This is a genomic window from Arthrobacter sp. 05L421 (assembly GCF_056397785.1).
This window is the reverse complement of sequence record NZ_JBFTOC010000011.1, coordinates 118,020-135,080: the sequence shown is the minus strand read 5'-3', so window position 1 is coordinate 135,080 and position 17,061 is coordinate 118,020. Positions and strand designations below refer to the sequence as shown.

Below are 17,061 nucleotides of genomic sequence, written 5' to 3'. Positions count from 1 at the left end.
GCCCGCCTGGAGCCGCCAATGCCCGTCGGGGCCGGTGTGATCGGGGCCGGCTAATAGTGTCGGCGGGGTAGGGCATGATGGAGGAATGAAGGGGCAGGAGCTCTCCGGAGGCACGCTCGAGGCAGACGCCATGGACCGGTTCAGCCGGCCGACCAGGGACTGGTTCTTGGGTGCTTTTTCCGCGCCCACTCCGGCCCAGAATGGCGCCTGGAATGCGATCTCTTCCGGTGCGCACGCCCTCGTCGTCGCCCCCACCGGTTCGGGTAAGACGCTCGCCGCGTTCCTCTGGGCGCTGGACCGGCTGCTAGTTTCCGCCCCCGCCGAGCCCGAGGCGCTGCCCGGTCTGGACGCGGCGGCCAAGGGCGGCAGCGGGACGGCCGCGCGGACAAATTCAGCCCGGCGGAAGGCGGCCCAGCGGAAGACCCGCGTGCTGTATATTTCCCCGCTCAAGGCGCTTGGCGTCGACGTCGAACGCAACCTCCGCGCGCCGCTGATCGGCATCACGCAGACCGCGAAACGCCTGGACCTACCTGCCCCGCTCATCACCGTGGGCGTCCGGTCCGGGGACACGACGGCGTCCGACCGCCGCTCGCTGCTCAGCCACCCGCCCGACATCCTCATCACCACCCCGGAATCCCTTTTCCTGATGCTGACGTCCAAGGCGCGCGAGACCCTCACCGAGGTCGACACGATCATTGTCGACGAGGTCCACGCCGTCGCCGGCACCAAGCGCGGCGCGCACCTGGCGGTATCGCTGGAACGGCTTGACGCGCTGCTGCCCAAGCCCGCCCAGCGCATCGGGCTGTCGGCCACCGTGGAACCCAAGGAGCTGGTGGCGCAGTTCCTCGCCGGTTCCGCGCCGGTGGAAATTGTGGCCCCTCCGTCGCGGAAGAACTGGGACCTGACCGTCTCTGTCCCTGTGGAGGACATGTCCGATCTCCAGGGCGCCGCCGGGGCCTTCGACTCCGGTCCGGCCTCCGGGCTCCAGCCGCAGGCGTCCATCTGGCCCCATGTGGAGGAGAAAATCGTGGACCTGGTGCTGGCCAACCAGTCCACCATCGTGTTCGCGAACTCCCGCCGCCTCGCCGAACGGCTGACCGCCCGGCTCAACGAGATCTACGCCGAACGCCAGCTCATGGCGGCCGGCGGCGACTGGACAGACTTTGGTGCCGGCGCGCCGGACTTCGACGCCGTACCGGCCGCGGCACCGAATGCGGCAGCTAATACGGTGCCAAGAACGGCGCCCAAAGCCGTATCGAGTACAGCGCCGTCCGGCGGTACGGCCGCACAGCCCACATCCACCGCCACACCGGCCCACATGATGGCCCAGGCCGGCAGCACCGCCGGCGCCGATCCCGTGCTGGCCCGCGCGCACCACGGGTCCGTGTCCAAGGACCAGCGCGCCCTGATCGAAGATGACCTGAAATCCGGGCGGCTGCGCTGTGTGGTGGCCACGTCCTCCCTCGAGCTTGGCATCGACATGGGTGCCGTGGACCTGGTGGTACAGGTCGAATCGCCGCCCTCGGTGGCCAGCGGCCTGCAGCGGGTGGGCCGCGCCGGCCACCAGGTCGGCGAGATCTCCCAGGGCGTCCTGTTCCCGAAGCACCGCGCCGACCTCGTCCACACGGCCATCACCGTGGAGCGGATGCTTGAGGGCAAGATCGAGCGGCTCAGCGTGCCGGCCAACCCGCTGGACATTTTGGCCCAGCAAACGGTCGCCGCCACCGCGCTGGGTGCCATCGACGTGGAGGAGTGGTTCACCACGGTGCGGCGGTCCGCGCCGTTCGCCTCGCTCCCCCGCTCCGCGTTCGAGGCCACCCTGGACCTTCTGGCCGGACGGTACCCCTCGGACGAATTCGCGGAACTTCGTCCTAGGGTCATCTGGGACCGGAACGCCGGGACCATCGAGGGCCGTCCCGGCGCGCAGCGGCTCGCCGTCACCTCCGGAGGGACCATCCCGGACCGCGGGCTGTTCGGCGTCTACATCATCGGCACCGAGGTCGAGGGCACCGGCGCTTCAGGCGGTGCCAGTTCGGACGGCAGGGCCGCCAGCCCGGCCGCCGCGGCGGCCAAGGGCGGCCGCAGGGTGGGCGAACTCGACGAGGAAATGGTCTACGAATCCCGGGTGGGGGACATCTTCGCCCTCGGCGCCACCAGCTGGAAGATCGAGGACATCACGCATGACCGTGTCCTGGTCTCGCCCGCGTTCGGCCAGCCTGGCAAGCTCCCCTTCTGGAAAGGCGACTCCCTCGGCCGGCCCGTGGACCTGGGCCGCGCCCTCGGCGCGTTCATGCGCGAACTGGCGGCTTCCGACGTCGGGCCGGCAACCGAGCGCTGCAAGGCCAGCGGACTGGACGACTACGCCGCGAACAACCTGATCCAATACCTCGCCGAACAACGGCTTGCCACCGAGGTGGTCCCCAGCGACACGACCCTCGTGGTGGAGCGCTTCCATGACGAGCTCGGCGACTGGCGCGTGGTGCTGCACAGCCCCTTCGGCATGCCCGTGCACGCGCCGTGGGCCCTGGCCGTGGGCCAGCGCCTGCAGCAGCGCTACGGGATGGACGGCTCGGCCATGGCCGCCGACGACGGCATCGTGCTGCGCGTGCCCATGATGGAGGACGAGCCGCCGGGCGCCGAGCTGTTCCTGTTCGACCCCGAGGAAATCGAGCAGATTGTGACGGCGGAAGTCGGTGGCAGCGCCCTGTTCGCCTCCCGGTTCCGCGAGTGCGCCGCCCGCGCTCTGCTCCTGCCCCGGCAGAATCCCGGCAAGCGGCAGCCTTTGTGGCAGCAGCGGCAGCGTTCGGCGCAGCTGCTGGATGTTGCCAGGAAGTACCCGACGTTCCCGATTGTCCTCGAGACGGTCCGGGAGTGCCTGCAGGATGTCTATGACCTTCCGGCGCTGAAGGACATCGCCGCCGCGGTGGAACGCCGCGAGCTCAGGATCGTCCAGACCACCACCCAGCAGCCCTCCCCGTTCGCGAAGTCTTTGCTCTTCGGCTACGTGGCCCAGTTCCTCTACGAGGGCGACTCCCCGCTCGCGGAGCGCCGCGCCGCCGCTCTGGCCCTCGACTCCACCCTGCTCAATGAGCTCATGGGCCGCGTGGAGCTGCGCGAACTGCTCGATGTGAAGGTCATCGAGGCCACCGAGCGCGAACTCCAGCGTCTGGCCCGGGACCGACAGGTGCGCGGGTTGGAGGGCGTGGCGGACCTCCTGCGCCTTCTGGGTCCGCTCGCGCCGGATGAAGTCGCCGCCCGCCTGGAGCCGGTGGCGGGCCCAGCCCTGCCGGGCGAAACCGCCGGGTCCGCCCCGGCTGCTGAGCCGGCCGAAGGCCCTGCGGTGCTGCCCGTCGAAACGCCGACGGGGCTGCCCGTCGAAACGCCGGCGACGGAGGCCGACGCCGCCGCTCACCTGATGGCCCTGCAGCGCGCCAACCGGGCCATCAAGGTCAACATCGGAGGAATCGAACGCTTTGCGGCGGTCGAGGACGCCGCCCGGCTCCGGGACGCTCTCGGCGTACCGCTGCCCATGGGTGTGCCTTTGGCGTTCATCGAACCGGTCGCTGACCCCCTCGGCGACCTCGTCTCGCGCTACGCCCGCACGCACGGGCCCTTCACCGCCGCCGAGGCCGCGGCGCGGCTGGGACTCGGCGTCGCCGTCGTCGGCACGGCGCTGAAGCGGCTGGCCGCGGATGGCCGTGTGGTGGAAGGCGAGTTCCGCCCGCACGCTACGCCACCGGCAGTTACGTCGGATAGCACAGCAGCAAGTGTTCAGGAATCGGAAGATGCGGAATCCGGTGGTGAGGGGCCGGTCGTTCTGCCAGTTGCTCTGCCGGTTGTTCTGCCTCTGGCCAGTGTGAGCGAATGGTGCGACGCCGAGGTCCTCCGCAAACTGCGCCGCCGTTCGCTCGCCGCGCTCCGGGCCGAAGTCGAGCCCGTGGACACCGCCGCCTACGGCCGGTTCCTTCCCGCCTGGCAGAACGTGCGGACCCCCGGCGGCCGGGGGCAGTCGGCGCTCCGTGGCCTGGACGGCATCATCACGGCCATCGACCAGCTCTCCGGCGTGCCCATTCCGGCCTCCGCGTGGGAACCGCTTGTCCTGGCCAGCCGCGTCTCCAACTACCAGCCGGCCATGCTGGACGAGCTCATGGCCGCCGGCGAAGTCCTCTGGTCCGGTGCCGGCTCATTGCCAGGCAACGACGGCTGGGTCAGCCTGCACCTCGCCGATTCGGCCGAGCTGACGCTGAACCCTGCCATCGACTTCGAACCCGGCGATGCGCAGCGGCGGCTCCTCGAACACCTGCAGAACAACGGCGGCGGCTACTTCTTCCGGCAACTGACCGAGGTTGCCGGCGGCATGGATTCCGTGCTGAGCGACCAGGACGTGGTAACCGCCCTCTGGGATCTCGCCTGGGCGGGCCGGATTACCGGCGACACCTTCGCCCCCGTCAGGGCCCTGATCGCCGGCGGCCACACCGCGCACCGGCAGGTGGGGCGCGCCCCACGGGCCCGCGCGCCGCGGCTCAGCCGGCTCGGCCGGGCGCACGGCACCGGCCTGCTGGGATCGCCGGGTCTCACCGGCGGCCGGTACGGCTCCGTGACCGGCACCGCGCCCGCACCCCCGCTCGCCGCGGGACGCTGGTCCGCGCTGCCCTCCCCGGAACTCGATCCCACTATCCACGCCCGGGCCACCGCGGAACTGCTCCTGGACCGGTACGGCGTTCTCACCCGCGGCTCGGTCATGGCGGAAAACATCCTCGGCGGCTTCGGCCTCATGTACAAAGTGCTGGCCCGGCTCGAGGAAGCCGGACGCTGCCGCCGCGGCTACTTCATCGAACACCTCGGTGCGGCGCAGTTCGCCGTTCCGGCCACGGTGGACCGGCTGCGGTCCTACGTCGAGGACGCCCAGCTGCACAAGGCCGAGCCGGTGGCCCTGGCCCTCGCCGCGACGGATCCCGCCAACCCCTACGGCGCCGCGCTCCCGTGGCCTGGGCTGAACGTCGACGCCGGCACCGGCCACCGCCCCGGCCGGAAGGCCGGCGCCCTGGTGGTCCTGGTCGACGGCGCTCTGGTCCTGTATGTGGAGCGGGGCGGCAAGACCCTGCTCGCCTTCAGCGACGACACCGAGGTCCTGGCCGCTGCCGGTGCGGCTCTAGTGGGCGTGGTGACCCGCGGGGCCGTGGACAAGCTGATCATGGAAAAGGTCAACGGCCACGGCATCCTGGACACCCCGGTGGCAGACGCGCTCGCCCAGGCCGGGGCCTACTCCACGCCGAAGGGACTGAGGATCCGTGCCTGAGGGCGATTCCGTGTTTCGCGCCGCGGCGCAACTGCACGCAGCACTGGCCGGGAAGGAACTGATCTCGTCCGATTTCCGGGTACCGCGCTTCGCCACGCTCAAGCTCGGCGGCTGGACCGTGGCCGAGGTGATCCCCCGCGGCAAGCACCTGCTGATGCGGGTGCAGGGCCCGACGCCGAAGGACCGGCTCACCATCCACTCACACCTGAAGATGGAGGGCAGCTGGCAGCTCTACCCGTCCGGGGGCCGCTGGCGGAAGCCCGGCTTCACCGCCCGCTGCGTGCTGCGCACCGCCACCGCCGACGCCGTCGGATTTTCCCTCGGCATTCTTGAGGTGGTCCGCACCGACCAAGAGGACTCCATCGTGGGACACCTCGGGCCGGATCTGCTGGGCCCGGACTGGGACGCTGTCGAGGCCGAACGCCGGCTGCTCGCGGCGCCGGACATGCCCATCGGCGTCGCCCTGCTGGACCAGAGCAAGCTGGCGGGGATCGGGAACATCTACCGGTGCGAGGCCTGCTTCCTCGCGGGCGTCCATCCGGCGTCGCCCGTCTCCGCGGTGCAGGATCTTGCCGCCATCATCACCGATGCCCAGGTCCTGCTCTCCGCCAACCTCGGTCCGGGCCGCCGGACCACGGTGCTGAACGCGCGGGGCGTGCCCGTGGGCCGCACCGCCGGGCGTCCCGGCTACTGGGTCTACCGGCGCGAGCACCAGCCGTGCCTGAAATGCGGCACGCCGATCCGCCGCGGAATCCTTGGCCGGGACAACGGCACGGGCACCTTCACGGAGGAACGGGACATCTACTACTGCCCCGCGTGCCAGCCCCTGCCGGCCGCCGGGACAGACAGCATCAGCTGACGGGATCCGGGAGGGATCAGTCGGTCCGGCCGCTGGATGCGGTTGCCGGGACGGCCGCCCCGGCCACGCCAGCAGCTTCAGTTTCAGTCCCGGCCCCGGAGACGGTCCGCACTTCCGGAACCGTGAACCGCGGCAGCAACAGCTGGACCAGCGGGCCAATCGCCAGCGCGTACACCACTGTGCCCACGCCGACCGAACCGCCCAGCAGCCAGCCGGCGCCGAGAACCACCACTTCAATGCCGGTCCGGGATGTCCGCACGGACCAGCCCGTGCGCCGGGCGAGTCCCGTCATGAGTCCATCCCGGGCTCCGGGGCCGAGGCGGGCGCCGATGTAGCAGGCCGAGGCGATGCCGTTGAGCAGGATGGCCCCCGCGAGCATTCCGATCTGGCCGCCTAGGTGCGAGAACTCCGGTATGAGGGCCAGTCCGACGTCGGCGAACACACCCACCAGCACGGCGTTGCACAGCGTGCCGACGCCGGGCCACTGACGGAGCGGAATCCAGAGGAGCAGGACGAGGAAGCTGACGATCACCACCACCGTGCCGATGCTCAGTCCGGTCTTGACCGCGAGTCCCTGGTGGAAGACATCCCAGGGATCCAGTCCCAGTCCGGCCCGGATGAACATCGCGAGCGAAACGCCGTACATGGCGAGGCCAACAAGGAGCTGAAGAAGTCTGCGGGTCAACATGGTTTCCATCCTCCACGAAAACTGGCCTTGCAATCCATAGCCAGTTTGAAATACTGGCTTTATGCCTGTCTCTTTGACTCCGGGGTCGCTGGCCCGACTGCTGGGCGAGTGGAACGTCGGCGCCGCTCCCGCCTACCGCGAGCTGGCCGACGTCGTCCGCCTGCTCATCCTCGACGGCCGCGTCGGGCTCGACGTCGCCCTGCCGAGCGAGCGATCGCTGGCAGCGACCCTTGGCATCAGCCGGACCACGGTGACCGCGGCATACGCCCTGCTGCGTGAGCAGGGCTTCCTCAGCAGCGGCCAGGGCAGCCGGAGCCGGAGCTGCATCCCGGGCCAGGGGCCCGCGCATGCAGGTGGCCATGACGGCGCCCTGCGGCTGAGTGGCGCGCCCGGCCTGGCCGTGCCGGACGGGATCCTGGACCTGGCCTATGCCTCCCTGCCCGCCAGCGGCGAAGTGGTGCACCGGGCCTTCGCCGCGGCACTGACTGAGCTGCCGGCGCTGTTGCCGGGCTTCGGCTACGACGCCCTGGGCGTGGGTCCGCTCCGCGAAGCCATCGCGGCCCGGTACACCGCCGCCGGCGTTCCGACAACGGCCGCACAGATCCTGGTCACCTCGGGCGCCCAACATGCGTTGAACATTGTGCTCCGCACGTTGGCCGGCCGCTCGGGGACCAAGGTGCTTGTGGAACACCCGAGCTACCCGAACGCCCTCGACGCGATCCGGGCGGCGGGCGGCCGCCCGGTCCCGGTGGCCATGCCCGCCGCGCATCCCACCGGCCACGCCGGCGCAGTCGGTAACGGCCCAACACGTAACGGCCCGGGGCCCGACAACACTAATTCGAATGCACCGGCCGGCTGGGACCTCGAAGCCATGGAATCGGCGCTGCTGCAGCAGCGGCCCGCGATGGCCTACGTGGTGCCGGACTTCCACAACCCCACCGGCCGGCTGATGCCCGATTCCCAGCGGCGCCGCCTCGTGAAGGCGGCCACGGCGTCGGGCACCGTTCTCGTGGCGGACGAGACGCTGCGGGAGCTGAACCTCGACGGCGCCGTCTCGACCCCCATGGCCGCATTTAGCCCGGCCGTGGTCTCCCTAGGTTCCCTCAGCAAATCGCACTGGGCAGGGCTGCGCACGGGCTGGATCCGCGCCAGCGAGTCGCTCATCCAGCGTTTCGCGGCCGCACGCACCATCATGGACCTGGGCGGGCCCGTGGTGGAACAGCTCGCCGCGGCACACCTGGTCAACGCCATGACGGAGCCGCTCCCTGCCCGGCTCGCCGAGTTGCGCGGCAACCGAGACACGCTGCTGGAACTGATCCGCGCGCACCTGCCGGGCTGGGAGCCGGAATGGCCCGACGGCGGACTGTCCGTCTGGTGCCGCCTTCCGATGCCGATCAGCACGGCTTTGGCAGTGGTGGCCCCGGACTTCGGGATCCGGCTGGCCGCGGGGCCCCGGTTCGGCGTCGGCGGCGCGTTCGAGCAATACCTGCGGCTGCCATTCACCCTGCCGCCGGAGCAACTGGAGACGGCCGTCCTGGCATTGCGTTCGGCCCAGGACCGGCTGGACGGCGCGCCGCAGCTAAGGCGCAATCTGTCAGCCCAGCCGGCCGCTGCCATCGCCTGAACCGAGACCGGTAGGGCGGCCCTGGCGACGCAGGATCTTCCCTGCGCTGCGCAAATGCCCTAGTGACGCAGGTTCTCTCCTGCGCTGCGCAAATGCCCTATCGACGCCCGTTCTTCCCGCGCTGCACATATGCCCTGTCGACGCCCGTTCTTCCCGCGCTGCGCATATGCCCTATCGACGCCCGAATCCGGGTGTCGGCAGGGCATATGCGAGTCGCCAGATTAGATGCGCATCGCGAGCCTAGGCGTAGATCTCCGTCAGGAACCCGGCCCAGGCGTTCGCCGTCGCCGTCGCGTCCCCGCTGCCGCTGAAGTCGTGCACGGTCATTCCCACCGGTGCGCCGAAGGCGTTGCGCCCGAAGAAGCGGTACATCGTGTCCGCAGTCCGCAGGCCGAGGAAGTTCTCATTCGAGAAGTCGACGTCGCCGGTGAGCGACCCGACGCCGTTGAGCTCCAGCTGCACCGTCTCCCCCTGGGCTGAACCGGCGACACCAAGGGCCCTCTTGAGCCGGTCGAAGCCGTCCGGGGTCTGCGACGCGGCGGGTGCCTGGATGTCGGTGAAGACCACCGGCTTGCCGTCGAAGTACTTCAGGTACTGGCCCAGGGTGTGCAGATAGAACGCCGTGTGCTTGCTGGCGCCGTCGTACTGCTCATCCCAGTTGTCCGCGAAGATGCCGCTGTGCACATAGTGCAGCCGGGCGCGGCCGCCGTCGAGCGGTTCCAGGGCGTGCTCCAGCTGGTTGAACCAGCCGTCTGGTCCATCCATCCGGGAGACGAGATGGGAGGGGTACTCGTCAACGGTCCGGACGGCCGGCCATTGGTCCGTGGGGAACATCCACGCCGGGGTGTCCTTGGTAACGGCCTCCCACACCCGCTCCGGCGTACCGGGCAGTTCGGTGTCGTAGACGATTTCGAATTTCCGTTTGTCAGTCATTGTCCTGCTCCTTGGCTTGTGGGTTTGCAGCTTGTGGGTGGGTAGTGCGTGGGCCAGCGTGTGGTTCTGCGTGCGCTGCCTTGGGTGGGGGCGCCTTTAGCGAGGGGTGGAGCGCGACGACCAGCCGGTGTTTGCGGCCGGCCGGCCGGGCAGCTGCCGGCGCACCTCGCGGGGAGTCACCTCCACTGTCGTGGTACTTGTCCACGAGCAGGGTCACGGCGGCGCCGAGCTCCTCGGCGAAGGCCGCCCGGTCCGCTGCCGACCGGAAGGTGATCTCGCCGTCGATGGCAAAGGTGGCGAGTTTCTGCCTTGCCGCGGCCGCCCCGGCGATCAGCTGGCCCACCTCCTGGACCATGCGGGCGGCGAGCGCCAACAGCCAGAAGGCGGAAAAGCGGTCCGAGAACCGGTGCGGGTCCGGCGCCACAGAGGCCAGGGCCGCCGGCGAAATCAGGTACGACGCCGCCGTCGCCTGCAGGATGCGTTCGGTGACGTTGCCGCGCCGTCGCTCCTCGACGAGCTCAACAAGCCCATGCCGCTCGAGGGCCTTGAGGTGGTAGTTCACCTTCTGCCGCGGCAGGCCCACCTTGGTGGCGAGCTGCGTCGCGGAGCCGGGCTCGGCCAGCTCGCGCAGGATCCGCGTCCGGATCGGGTCAAGCGAAGCCTCCGCCGCGGCCGGATCCTCAATCACTTCGATGTCCAACATGCTTCAAGCATGCCAACCGACAATTTTATTTGTCAAGAACTTTTTTCTCGTCGGTGGGAGGATGCAGGCGCGGCCTCGCGAGTTCGCCGGAACTTTCCGGCGAACTGGAACCCTTCCGGCGAACTGGAGGCTCGGACGGGGGCGGATCGGGCAGCGGTGGAGCCTCGGACGGGGGCGGATCGGGCAGCGGGGGCGGTCGGGGGGGCGTTCGGGCAGCGCCCGCGCCTCGCAGCAGGCGCCGGGGCGGCGCAGGCGCCGGGGCGGCGCAGGCGCCGGGGCGGCGCAGGCGCCGGGGCGGGGCAGGAGCCGGGCAAGTAGAATGGTCGGGTGATGCAATCCCCTCTCCCCGTGCGCGACGGCGTCAATGCAACGCGCCTGCGCCTGCCGGACGAGGGACCCTGGGAGACCGCGCTGGACTACATGATGCACCGCTGGGGGCACATCGACCCGCAGGGCATCGAGGACCGGTTCGACGCCGGCGAGATCGTCGGCGAGGCCGGGATAGCCTTGGACCGCACAACACCGATGCAGGACCACACGTTCATCTGGTACTACCGCAGCCTGCCGCCGGAGACCCGGATCCCGGTGGAGCTCAACATCCTGCACCAGGACGATCACCTGTTGGTCGTCGACAAGCCGCACTTCCTGCCCACCACCCCCGGCGGGACGTACATCCAGGAATCGGCCCTGGTCCGACTCCGGAACCAGCTCGGCCTCCCGGACCTGATCCCGATGCACCGCCTCGACCGCATGACCGCCGGCATCCTACTGCTCTCCACAAACCCCGAGACCCGGGGCAAGTACCAGGTGCTCTTCGAAAAGCGCCAGGTCCAGAAGGAATACGAGTGTGTAGCTGCCGCAGAGCCGGCGCCGGGCCACCCCACCGTGGACTTCCCGGTGGTAGTGCGGAACCGGATGACCAAGTCCCGCAGCTACCTGCTGGCCGAGGTGGTTCACGGCGAGCCCAACGCGGAAACCCGCATCGAGCGCCTGCACACGTTTGGCGCACCCGACGGCGGACCGCACGCCGCCACCGACAGCGCACCCCACAGCGCACCCGACGTCGGCCCCCAACGCCGCGCGCTGTACCGGCTGGAGCCGCACTCGGGAAAGACGCACCAGCTCCGCGTGCACATGGCCTCACTGGGGCTGGGGATCGTCAACGATGCGTTCTACCCGGAACTGCTGGACAAGGCCCCGGACGACTACACCAAGCCGCTGCAGCTGCTGGCCCGCGGGATCCGCTTCGTCGACCCCATCTCGGGGACCCCGGTGGAGTACCGCAGCAGACTGGAACTCAGCGAGGCACGCTAGCGGCTGGAAGTGCGGTACCTTGTGCCCATGGACTTCGGAAATGCGGACAGCTGGGGCGCCGCGATCTATTTCTGGATCTTCCCCCTCGTGATCGGCGATGCGATTTTCCCGCCTCTTCCCTCTGAAATGGTCGTCATCACCGGCGGCGCGCTCTCGGCAGAGGGCCACATCAATGCCTTCCTCGTGATTCTCCTGGCCGCGGTCGCCTCGTGGCTCGGCGACCTTCTCGTCTTCCAGCTCTTCAAGCGCCGGCTGAGCCACGTTCTCGACCGCTGGAAATGGGGCCTGTGGTTCCACGCGGCCGTGCACGCGGCGATAGCGAAGGCAGGCCGTTCCTCCACGTACGGAGCGATCATCGGTATCCGCTTCATCCCCGGAGGGCGGCTGGCGACGACGGCCGCGGCGGGCATTGCGAACGTCTCGACGCGCGGGTTCAGCCTTTGCGCGGCCATCGGCGGCCTGCTCTGGGCAAGCTGGTCCGTGGCGCTGGGCTATTTCACGGGCTCCGCCACCGGGCTCCCGTTCTGGGCGAGCTCCCTGATCGGGGTCGGCGTCGGCCTGGCGATCGGCGCCATCGTGGGCGTGATCGTCACGCGGCGCCGCGGCAGCCGCTCCCCCGTGGAGACCGCCGCGGCCGGTCCGGACGAGGAACTGGACTTTTAGACGCCCGACTTTTTTAGACGGGTGCCCACCGGCCGCGGCTGCGGCGCAGGACGGTCAGTGCTCCGGTGAGCGCAACGCGTTCGACGGCGTCGCGCATCATGGCTGCCGACTCCAGCGCCTGGCGGTTTTCCGCGCTGTACGCGGTGGCATCGACCAGGAAGCGCAGGTTCAACTGAGGCACGCCGCCGGCGAGCTCAAGCTGGTGCGATTCGACGTGGTGCCGCGTCCCGAGCGCCTCGATGGCCGCGGCCATGACCGCTTCTGGAGCGGTGCCCGGCTTGAGCCCGGTGATCTTGAGTCTGGTCTGGAACGACGGCATGGAACAACCCTAGCCGCCCCCTCAGCCCCGGAGGGAACGGCCGGATTCACGCGGCCGCTCCCGTACGTCCCGAGGCACAGGAAGTGAGGGACTGGAACCGAGGGAGCGCCGGAAGGGTGCAGGCTACCCGGTGTTGCGGAGCCCGGCGGCGACTCCGTTGACCGTGATCAGCATGGCCCGCTGGAGGCGCTCGTCGATCTCGGCACCGGACATGCCCGCCGCGGCCTCGGCCCTGACGCGGCGGAGCAGTTCCACCTGCAGGTAGCTGATGGGGTCGAGGTACTGGTCCCGGATCTCCAGGGATCGCTTCAGGGTGGGCTGGGCGTCGAGGATCACGTGCTCACCCGTGAGGTTCTGGATTTCCGCGACGGTGAGCTCATACTCGTCCCGAATGGCACGGAACAGGTGGTGCAGCTCCTCCGGTACCAGGGTGGAGACGTAGTAGCCGGCAATGTCCATGTCCGTCTTCGCCAGAGTCATTTCCACGTTGGACAGCACCGAGCGGAAGAAGTGCCAGCCCTCGATCATCTCCTTGAGCTGGGCCGAATTTCCGGCCTGGCGCGCGGCCTTGAGGCCGGAACCCACACCGAACCAGCCCGGCACGATCTGCCGTGACTGCGTCCAGCCAAACACCCACGGGATGGCCCGCAGCCCCTCCAGGCCGGCGCCAGAATCGGGCCGCTTGGACGGACGGGATCCGATGTTCAGGGATCCCAGCTGCTCCACCGGGGTGGAGGCCATGAAGTAAGCGGGAAGGTCGGGGTCCTCAATCAGCGTGCGGTAGCGCGCAAACGCGGCGTCGGAGACGGTTTCCATGACGTCGCCGTAACGCACGCGCTGGTCCTCGGAGGTCCGCGGCGCGCGGTGCAGGGCCGAGCCCTGCATCACCGCGGCGAGGGAGAGCTCGAGGTTTTCGCGCGCCAGCTCCGGCAGGGAGTACTTGTCCGAGATGACCTCGCCCTGCTCCGTGAACTTGATCTCGCCCTCGAGCACGCCGTTGGGCTGGGCCATGATGGCGTCATAGGTCGGCCCGCCGCCGCGGCCCACCGAGCCGCCGCGGCCGTGGAAGAGGCGCACGCGGACGCCGTGTTTCGCGGCCACGTCCCGGAGCTTGCGCTGGGTCTTGTAGATTTCCCACTGGCTGGTCATGACGCCGGATTCCTTGTTGGAGTCCGAGTAACCGAGCATGATCTCCTGCACGTCGCCGCGGAGCCGGACCAGTTCACGGTAGGAAGAATCGGAGAGCAGCTGGTCCACGATCTCGGCCGAGGCACGGAGCTCGTCGACGGTCTCCAGCAGCGGCGCGAAGCCGATCTTGGCGTAGGGCGCCTCGCCGAAGATGCTGACCAGGCCGGCTTCGCGGGCCAGCACGGCCGCGGCCAGGACGTCGTCCGCGCCGCGGGTCATGGAGATGATGTAGGTCTCGATCACGTCGGGGCCGTAGGTGCGCAGGGCACGCCGGATCTCCCGGAAGACGTCGTACGTGCCGTCGGCGACGCCGTCGAGCTTGATCGGGTGGCCGGAGAGCGGGCGCCGGGACGCAAGCTCCGAGCCCAGCACCTCGAGCCGCTCGGCGCGGCTGAGTTCCGCATACCGGACACCGGGGCCGCCAAGGCGGTCCATGAGCTGCCCGACGGCGTCGTGGTGGTGGTCGGCGTGCTCACGGATGTCCAAGGTGGCCAGGTGCAAACCGAACGAGGCGATGGCGCGGCGGACCCGGGACAGGGCGCCGTCGGCGGCGAGAGCGGCGTGGTGGTTCCGCAGCGACCGTTCCAGCAGGCCGAGCTCGGAGAGGAGCTCCCCGGTGGCGGTGTAGTCGCGGCCGGGCTCGTGCGCGGATCCGGCCGCTACGCGCCGGCCGGTGTTGATCAGCTTGGCCTTGATGCAGGTCAGTTTGAGCCGGTACGGCTCCTGCGCGTTCAGCTCGAGGACGCGGCGGTCTAGGCCGGGAAGGTTCCCCAGGTCGACGTCGATCGAGTCCAGGAGTTCCGGGTCCGCCCCGGCCAGCGCGGTCGAGTTGGACAGGATGGAGATCAGGCCGTCGATCAGGCCGATGCTGATCCGTACGGCGTGCTGGTTCTGGATCTGGAGGATTTCGCGGGTGACGGCGGCGGTGACGTTGGGGTTACCGTCCCGGTCCCCGCCGATCCAGGAGCCGAAGCGGATCGGGGCCTTCTCCGGCGGCAGCGTGACGCCGTGCTCGGCCAGCAGCTCGGAGAGGTCCGAGAGCATTTCCGGCATGGCGTCGCTGAGGATGCCGGTGAGGTAGTAGATGGCGTTCCGGGCCTCGTCCACGGGGGTGGGCCGGACCTGGCGGAGCTCGTCCGTCTGCCACATCTGGTCGATCACTTCGGACAGGTGGCGGTCCTGACGGCGGCGCGCGGATGTGCCCTCCGCGGTGGATTCGGACAGGATGTCCGAGAGCCGGCGGATTTTGTCCAGCACGGAGCGGCGGGAGGCCTCGGTGGGGTGTGCGGTGAAGATGGGCCGGACGTCGAGTTCGTTGACGACTTCCTGCAGCACGGAGTTGCCGGCCTGGTCCGCGATCTCCTCGACGGCTTTGGCGAGCCAGCCATCCTTCTCCTGCCGGGTGCGCAGCCCGCGGACCCGGTGGACCTGCTCGGCGGCGTTCGCGAGGTGGAAGTAGAACGCGAACGCGCGGACCAGGTCGGTGGCCTGGTCCAGAGGCAGGGAGCCGAGCAGCTCGCGGACCTGGGCGACGACGTCGTACGAGCTCCACGGCCCGGTGGCGTCGGCCCCGCCGCGGGCGGCCTCTTTGGATTCCTTGGTCAGCAGGCGCACCTGCTCGACGAGGTCCAGGAGCTCGGGCCCGTGCTGGCGGACCAGGGATTCGCCGAGGAGGGTGGAGACCCGGCGGACATCAGCCCGGAGTTCGGCGGCAAGATCGGTGTCGGAATGCATTGCAGTGTCAGCCATGGAAACTATCTTTCGAGGGTTCGACTTGGCTCGTACACTGCGCTGGATACTGTGAGCCCGATTACTTCTTCCCATGGGATGTTACCTGCAGGCACTCCCGGCCGGAATTCCGTCTCAGATAGTGTCAGGCCCCGCGGCACCGCCCCGGCAGGGCCAGTTCAGTTAGCGCGCGACCTTGAAATTGAACTCGCCGGTGCCCAGCGCACCCCAGAGGCGCAGCCAGATCGGCAGCAGCATTTCCGGGCCGCGGGCACTGGTGATATCCCCGAGGTCGATCACGTCGCGGTGGCCGAAGCCCTTGAGAAGTTCCGTCACGGCGGCCTTCGCGTCGGCGTCGTCCCCGGAGACAAACACCGAGTGATCGCCGCCGGCCACGCTCGCCGGATTCACCATCACCGACGCCGTCATGGTGTTGAGGGTTTTCACCACCCGGGCATGGGGGAAGGCCCGCTGGATCTGCTCGGCGAGGCTGTCCGTGTTCACCGGGTTCAGCGACGGCGGCATGCCCTGCGAGAAGTCCAGCGGATTGGAGACGTCCATGATGACTTTGCCGGCGAGGTTCCCGGTGCCCGCGGCGGCCAGAGCCGCCAGGGACCCGCCGCCCTGCGTGGCGTTGACGATCAGCTCGGCGCCGGCCGCCGCGTCAGCAAAGTCTGCGAGGCCGATTCCGGTGTGCGCGGCCTGCCACTGGGCGAACGGCGCGGTGCCCATCCTGTCCGGTTCGGCCCGGGCGAGCGTCGCCTGCGGGTCGCGGGTGCCGATCACGACGTCGTGCCCCAGGCCCGCGAGTGCGCCGGCAATCGTGCGCCCCACCGTGCCGGTTCCCAGTACTGCAATCTTCATGGCGTCCTCGATTCCGCTCACCAGGAGCTCACCCCAAACCCGCAGGTAGACAGGTCCGTCTACCCCTTGGACTCGACGCTAGCAGACAGACCTGCCCGCAACAAGGCATCCGGGCCGCGCAGGTCGAAGCCTGACGGGCGGCGCAGGTCGAAGCCTGACGGGCCGCACGGGGCCGCGCGCCCGGGTGTAGACAGACTTGTCTGTGTACGATGGTGTCATGACGCTGCCAGCAGCCACCGCCCCGCCGGCTGCCCGCACCCCCGCCGGGCATGCCAGGGAGAAAATCCTGGCCACGGCCTTCCGGTTGTTCTATTCGCACGGCTTCCGGGCCGCCGGCATCGACACCATCATTGCCGAGTCGGGCGTCGCGAAAGCCACGTTCTACAAGTACTTTCCGGCCAAGGACGACCTCATTCTGGCCTATCTGGAAAAGGTCGACGGCATCTGGACGGGGCAGCTTCACGCCGCCGCCGCGGCCGCCGGCCAAGACCCGGCCGCGCAGCTCGTGGGCCTGTTCGATGCCCTGACAACCGCCTGCCGGCGCGACGGCTACCGGGGCTGCGCCTTCATCAATGCCGCCGCCGAGTCGGCCGCCGGCACCCGGGTCCATGACCGGACCGTGGCCCACAAACATCAGATCCGCGCCTGGATCCGGGATCTGGCCGCCCGCGCCGGCGCCCGGGACCCGGACCAGCTCGCCCGCAGCCTGACCCTGCTGCTCGACGGCGGCCTGGCCAGCGGGGTGCTCGACGGCGACCCGGACGCGGCCACCGCCGCCGGAGCCACCGCGGCCCAACTCGTGGCTGCCAGCCTCAGAATCCCACCCACCCCCAACTGACTAGCAGCAGGGGCCGTTCTGAGGCCTCAAAACGGCCCCTG

General features: G+C 69.6%; 12 protein-coding genes. 6 read left to right on the top strand and 6 right to left on the bottom strand.

Going from position 1 to position 17,061, the window contains the following annotated elements; translation table 11 throughout:
- Window positions 1-85: 85 nt before the first annotated feature.
- Together AC1DKQ_RS14150 and AC1DKQ_RS14145 are read left to right on the top strand one after the other, a co-directional pair.
- Window positions 86-5,299 carry an Lhr family helicase gene (locus AC1DKQ_RS14150; RefSeq protein WP_476919330.1) on the top strand — a complete coding sequence of 1,738 codons (5,214 nt, stop codon included), beginning with the start codon at window positions 86-88 and terminating at the stop codon, window positions 5,297-5,299.
- A complete protein-coding gene (locus AC1DKQ_RS14145; protein WP_476919329.1) occupies window positions 5,292-6,158 on the top strand; it encodes a DNA-formamidopyrimidine glycosylase family protein in 867 nt (288 codons plus the stop codon). The genes AC1DKQ_RS14150 and AC1DKQ_RS14145 overlap by 8 nt, the downstream gene beginning before the upstream one ends.
- A 16-nt stretch (window positions 6,159-6,174) precedes the next feature.
- Here the strand turns inward: AC1DKQ_RS14145 and yczE are convergent, their stop codons facing one another.
- Window positions 6,175-6,846, bottom strand: coding sequence for a membrane protein YczE (gene yczE, locus AC1DKQ_RS14140; RefSeq protein WP_476919328.1), 672 nt, complete (start codon window positions 6,844-6,846; stop codon window positions 6,175-6,177).
- A 61-nt stretch (window positions 6,847-6,907) separates the two neighbouring features.
- On the opposite strand from yczE, the gene yczR reads away from it, so the two are divergent.
- Window positions 6,908-8,470: a MocR-like transcription factor YczR gene (gene yczR / locus AC1DKQ_RS14135; protein WP_476919327.1), complete on the top strand. Its 1,563-nt coding sequence runs from the start codon at window positions 6,908-6,910 to the stop codon at window positions 8,468-8,470.
- Window positions 8,471-8,710: 240 nt separating this feature from the next.
- Here yczR and AC1DKQ_RS14130 read toward each other — a convergent pair whose 3' ends face one another.
- Complete coding sequence (locus AC1DKQ_RS14130; RefSeq protein ID WP_476919326.1) at window positions 8,711-9,403, bottom strand: SRPBCC family protein; 693 nt, start codon at window positions 9,401-9,403, stop codon at window positions 8,711-8,713.
- Window positions 9,396-10,106: a helix-turn-helix domain-containing protein gene (locus AC1DKQ_RS14125; protein ID WP_476919325.1), complete on the bottom strand. Its 711-nt coding sequence runs from the start codon at window positions 10,104-10,106 to the stop codon at window positions 9,396-9,398. The genes AC1DKQ_RS14130 and AC1DKQ_RS14125 overlap by 8 nt, the downstream gene beginning before the upstream one ends.
- A gap of 330 nt (window positions 10,107-10,436) precedes the next feature.
- On the opposite strand from AC1DKQ_RS14125, the gene AC1DKQ_RS14120 reads away from it, so the two are divergent.
- Window positions 10,437-11,420 (top strand): RluA family pseudouridine synthase, encoded by a 984-nt coding sequence (locus AC1DKQ_RS14120; RefSeq protein ID WP_476919358.1) that lies wholly within the window; start codon window positions 10,437-10,439, stop codon window positions 11,418-11,420.
- A 27-nt stretch (window positions 11,421-11,447) separates the two neighbouring features.
- Window positions 11,448-12,083: a DedA family protein gene (locus AC1DKQ_RS14115; RefSeq protein WP_476919324.1), complete on the top strand. Its 636-nt coding sequence runs from the start codon at window positions 11,448-11,450 to the stop codon at window positions 12,081-12,083.
- A 13-nt stretch (window positions 12,084-12,096) separates the two neighbouring features.
- Here the strand turns inward: AC1DKQ_RS14115 and AC1DKQ_RS14110 are convergent, their stop codons facing one another.
- The 3 genes from AC1DKQ_RS14110 to AC1DKQ_RS14100 all read right to left on the bottom strand — a co-directional run bounded on the left by AC1DKQ_RS14110 (window position 12,097) and on the right by AC1DKQ_RS14100 (window position 16,182).
- Entirely contained in the window at window positions 12,097-12,402 is a 306-nt protein-coding gene (locus tag AC1DKQ_RS14110; RefSeq protein ID WP_476884312.1) for a hypothetical protein, read from the bottom strand.
- A gap of 123 nt (window positions 12,403-12,525) precedes the next feature.
- Window positions 12,526-15,339: a phosphoenolpyruvate carboxylase gene (ppc, locus tag AC1DKQ_RS14105; protein WP_476884313.1), complete on the bottom strand. Its 2,814-nt coding sequence runs from the start codon at window positions 15,337-15,339 to the stop codon at window positions 12,526-12,528.
- A gap of 162 nt (window positions 15,340-15,501) precedes the next feature.
- Window positions 15,502-16,182 (bottom strand): NADPH-dependent F420 reductase, encoded by a 681-nt coding sequence (locus AC1DKQ_RS14100; RefSeq protein WP_476919323.1) that lies wholly within the window; start codon window positions 16,180-16,182, stop codon window positions 15,502-15,504.
- Between the two features lie 217 nt (window positions 16,183-16,399).
- Here AC1DKQ_RS14100 and AC1DKQ_RS14095 point away from each other — a divergent pair, with 217 nt between their 5' ends.
- On the top strand, window positions 16,400-17,020 hold the full coding sequence (locus tag AC1DKQ_RS14095; protein ID WP_476919322.1) for a TetR/AcrR family transcriptional regulator: 621 nt from the start codon (window positions 16,400-16,402) through the stop codon (window positions 17,018-17,020).
- Window positions 17,021-17,061: the final 41 nt, after the last annotated feature.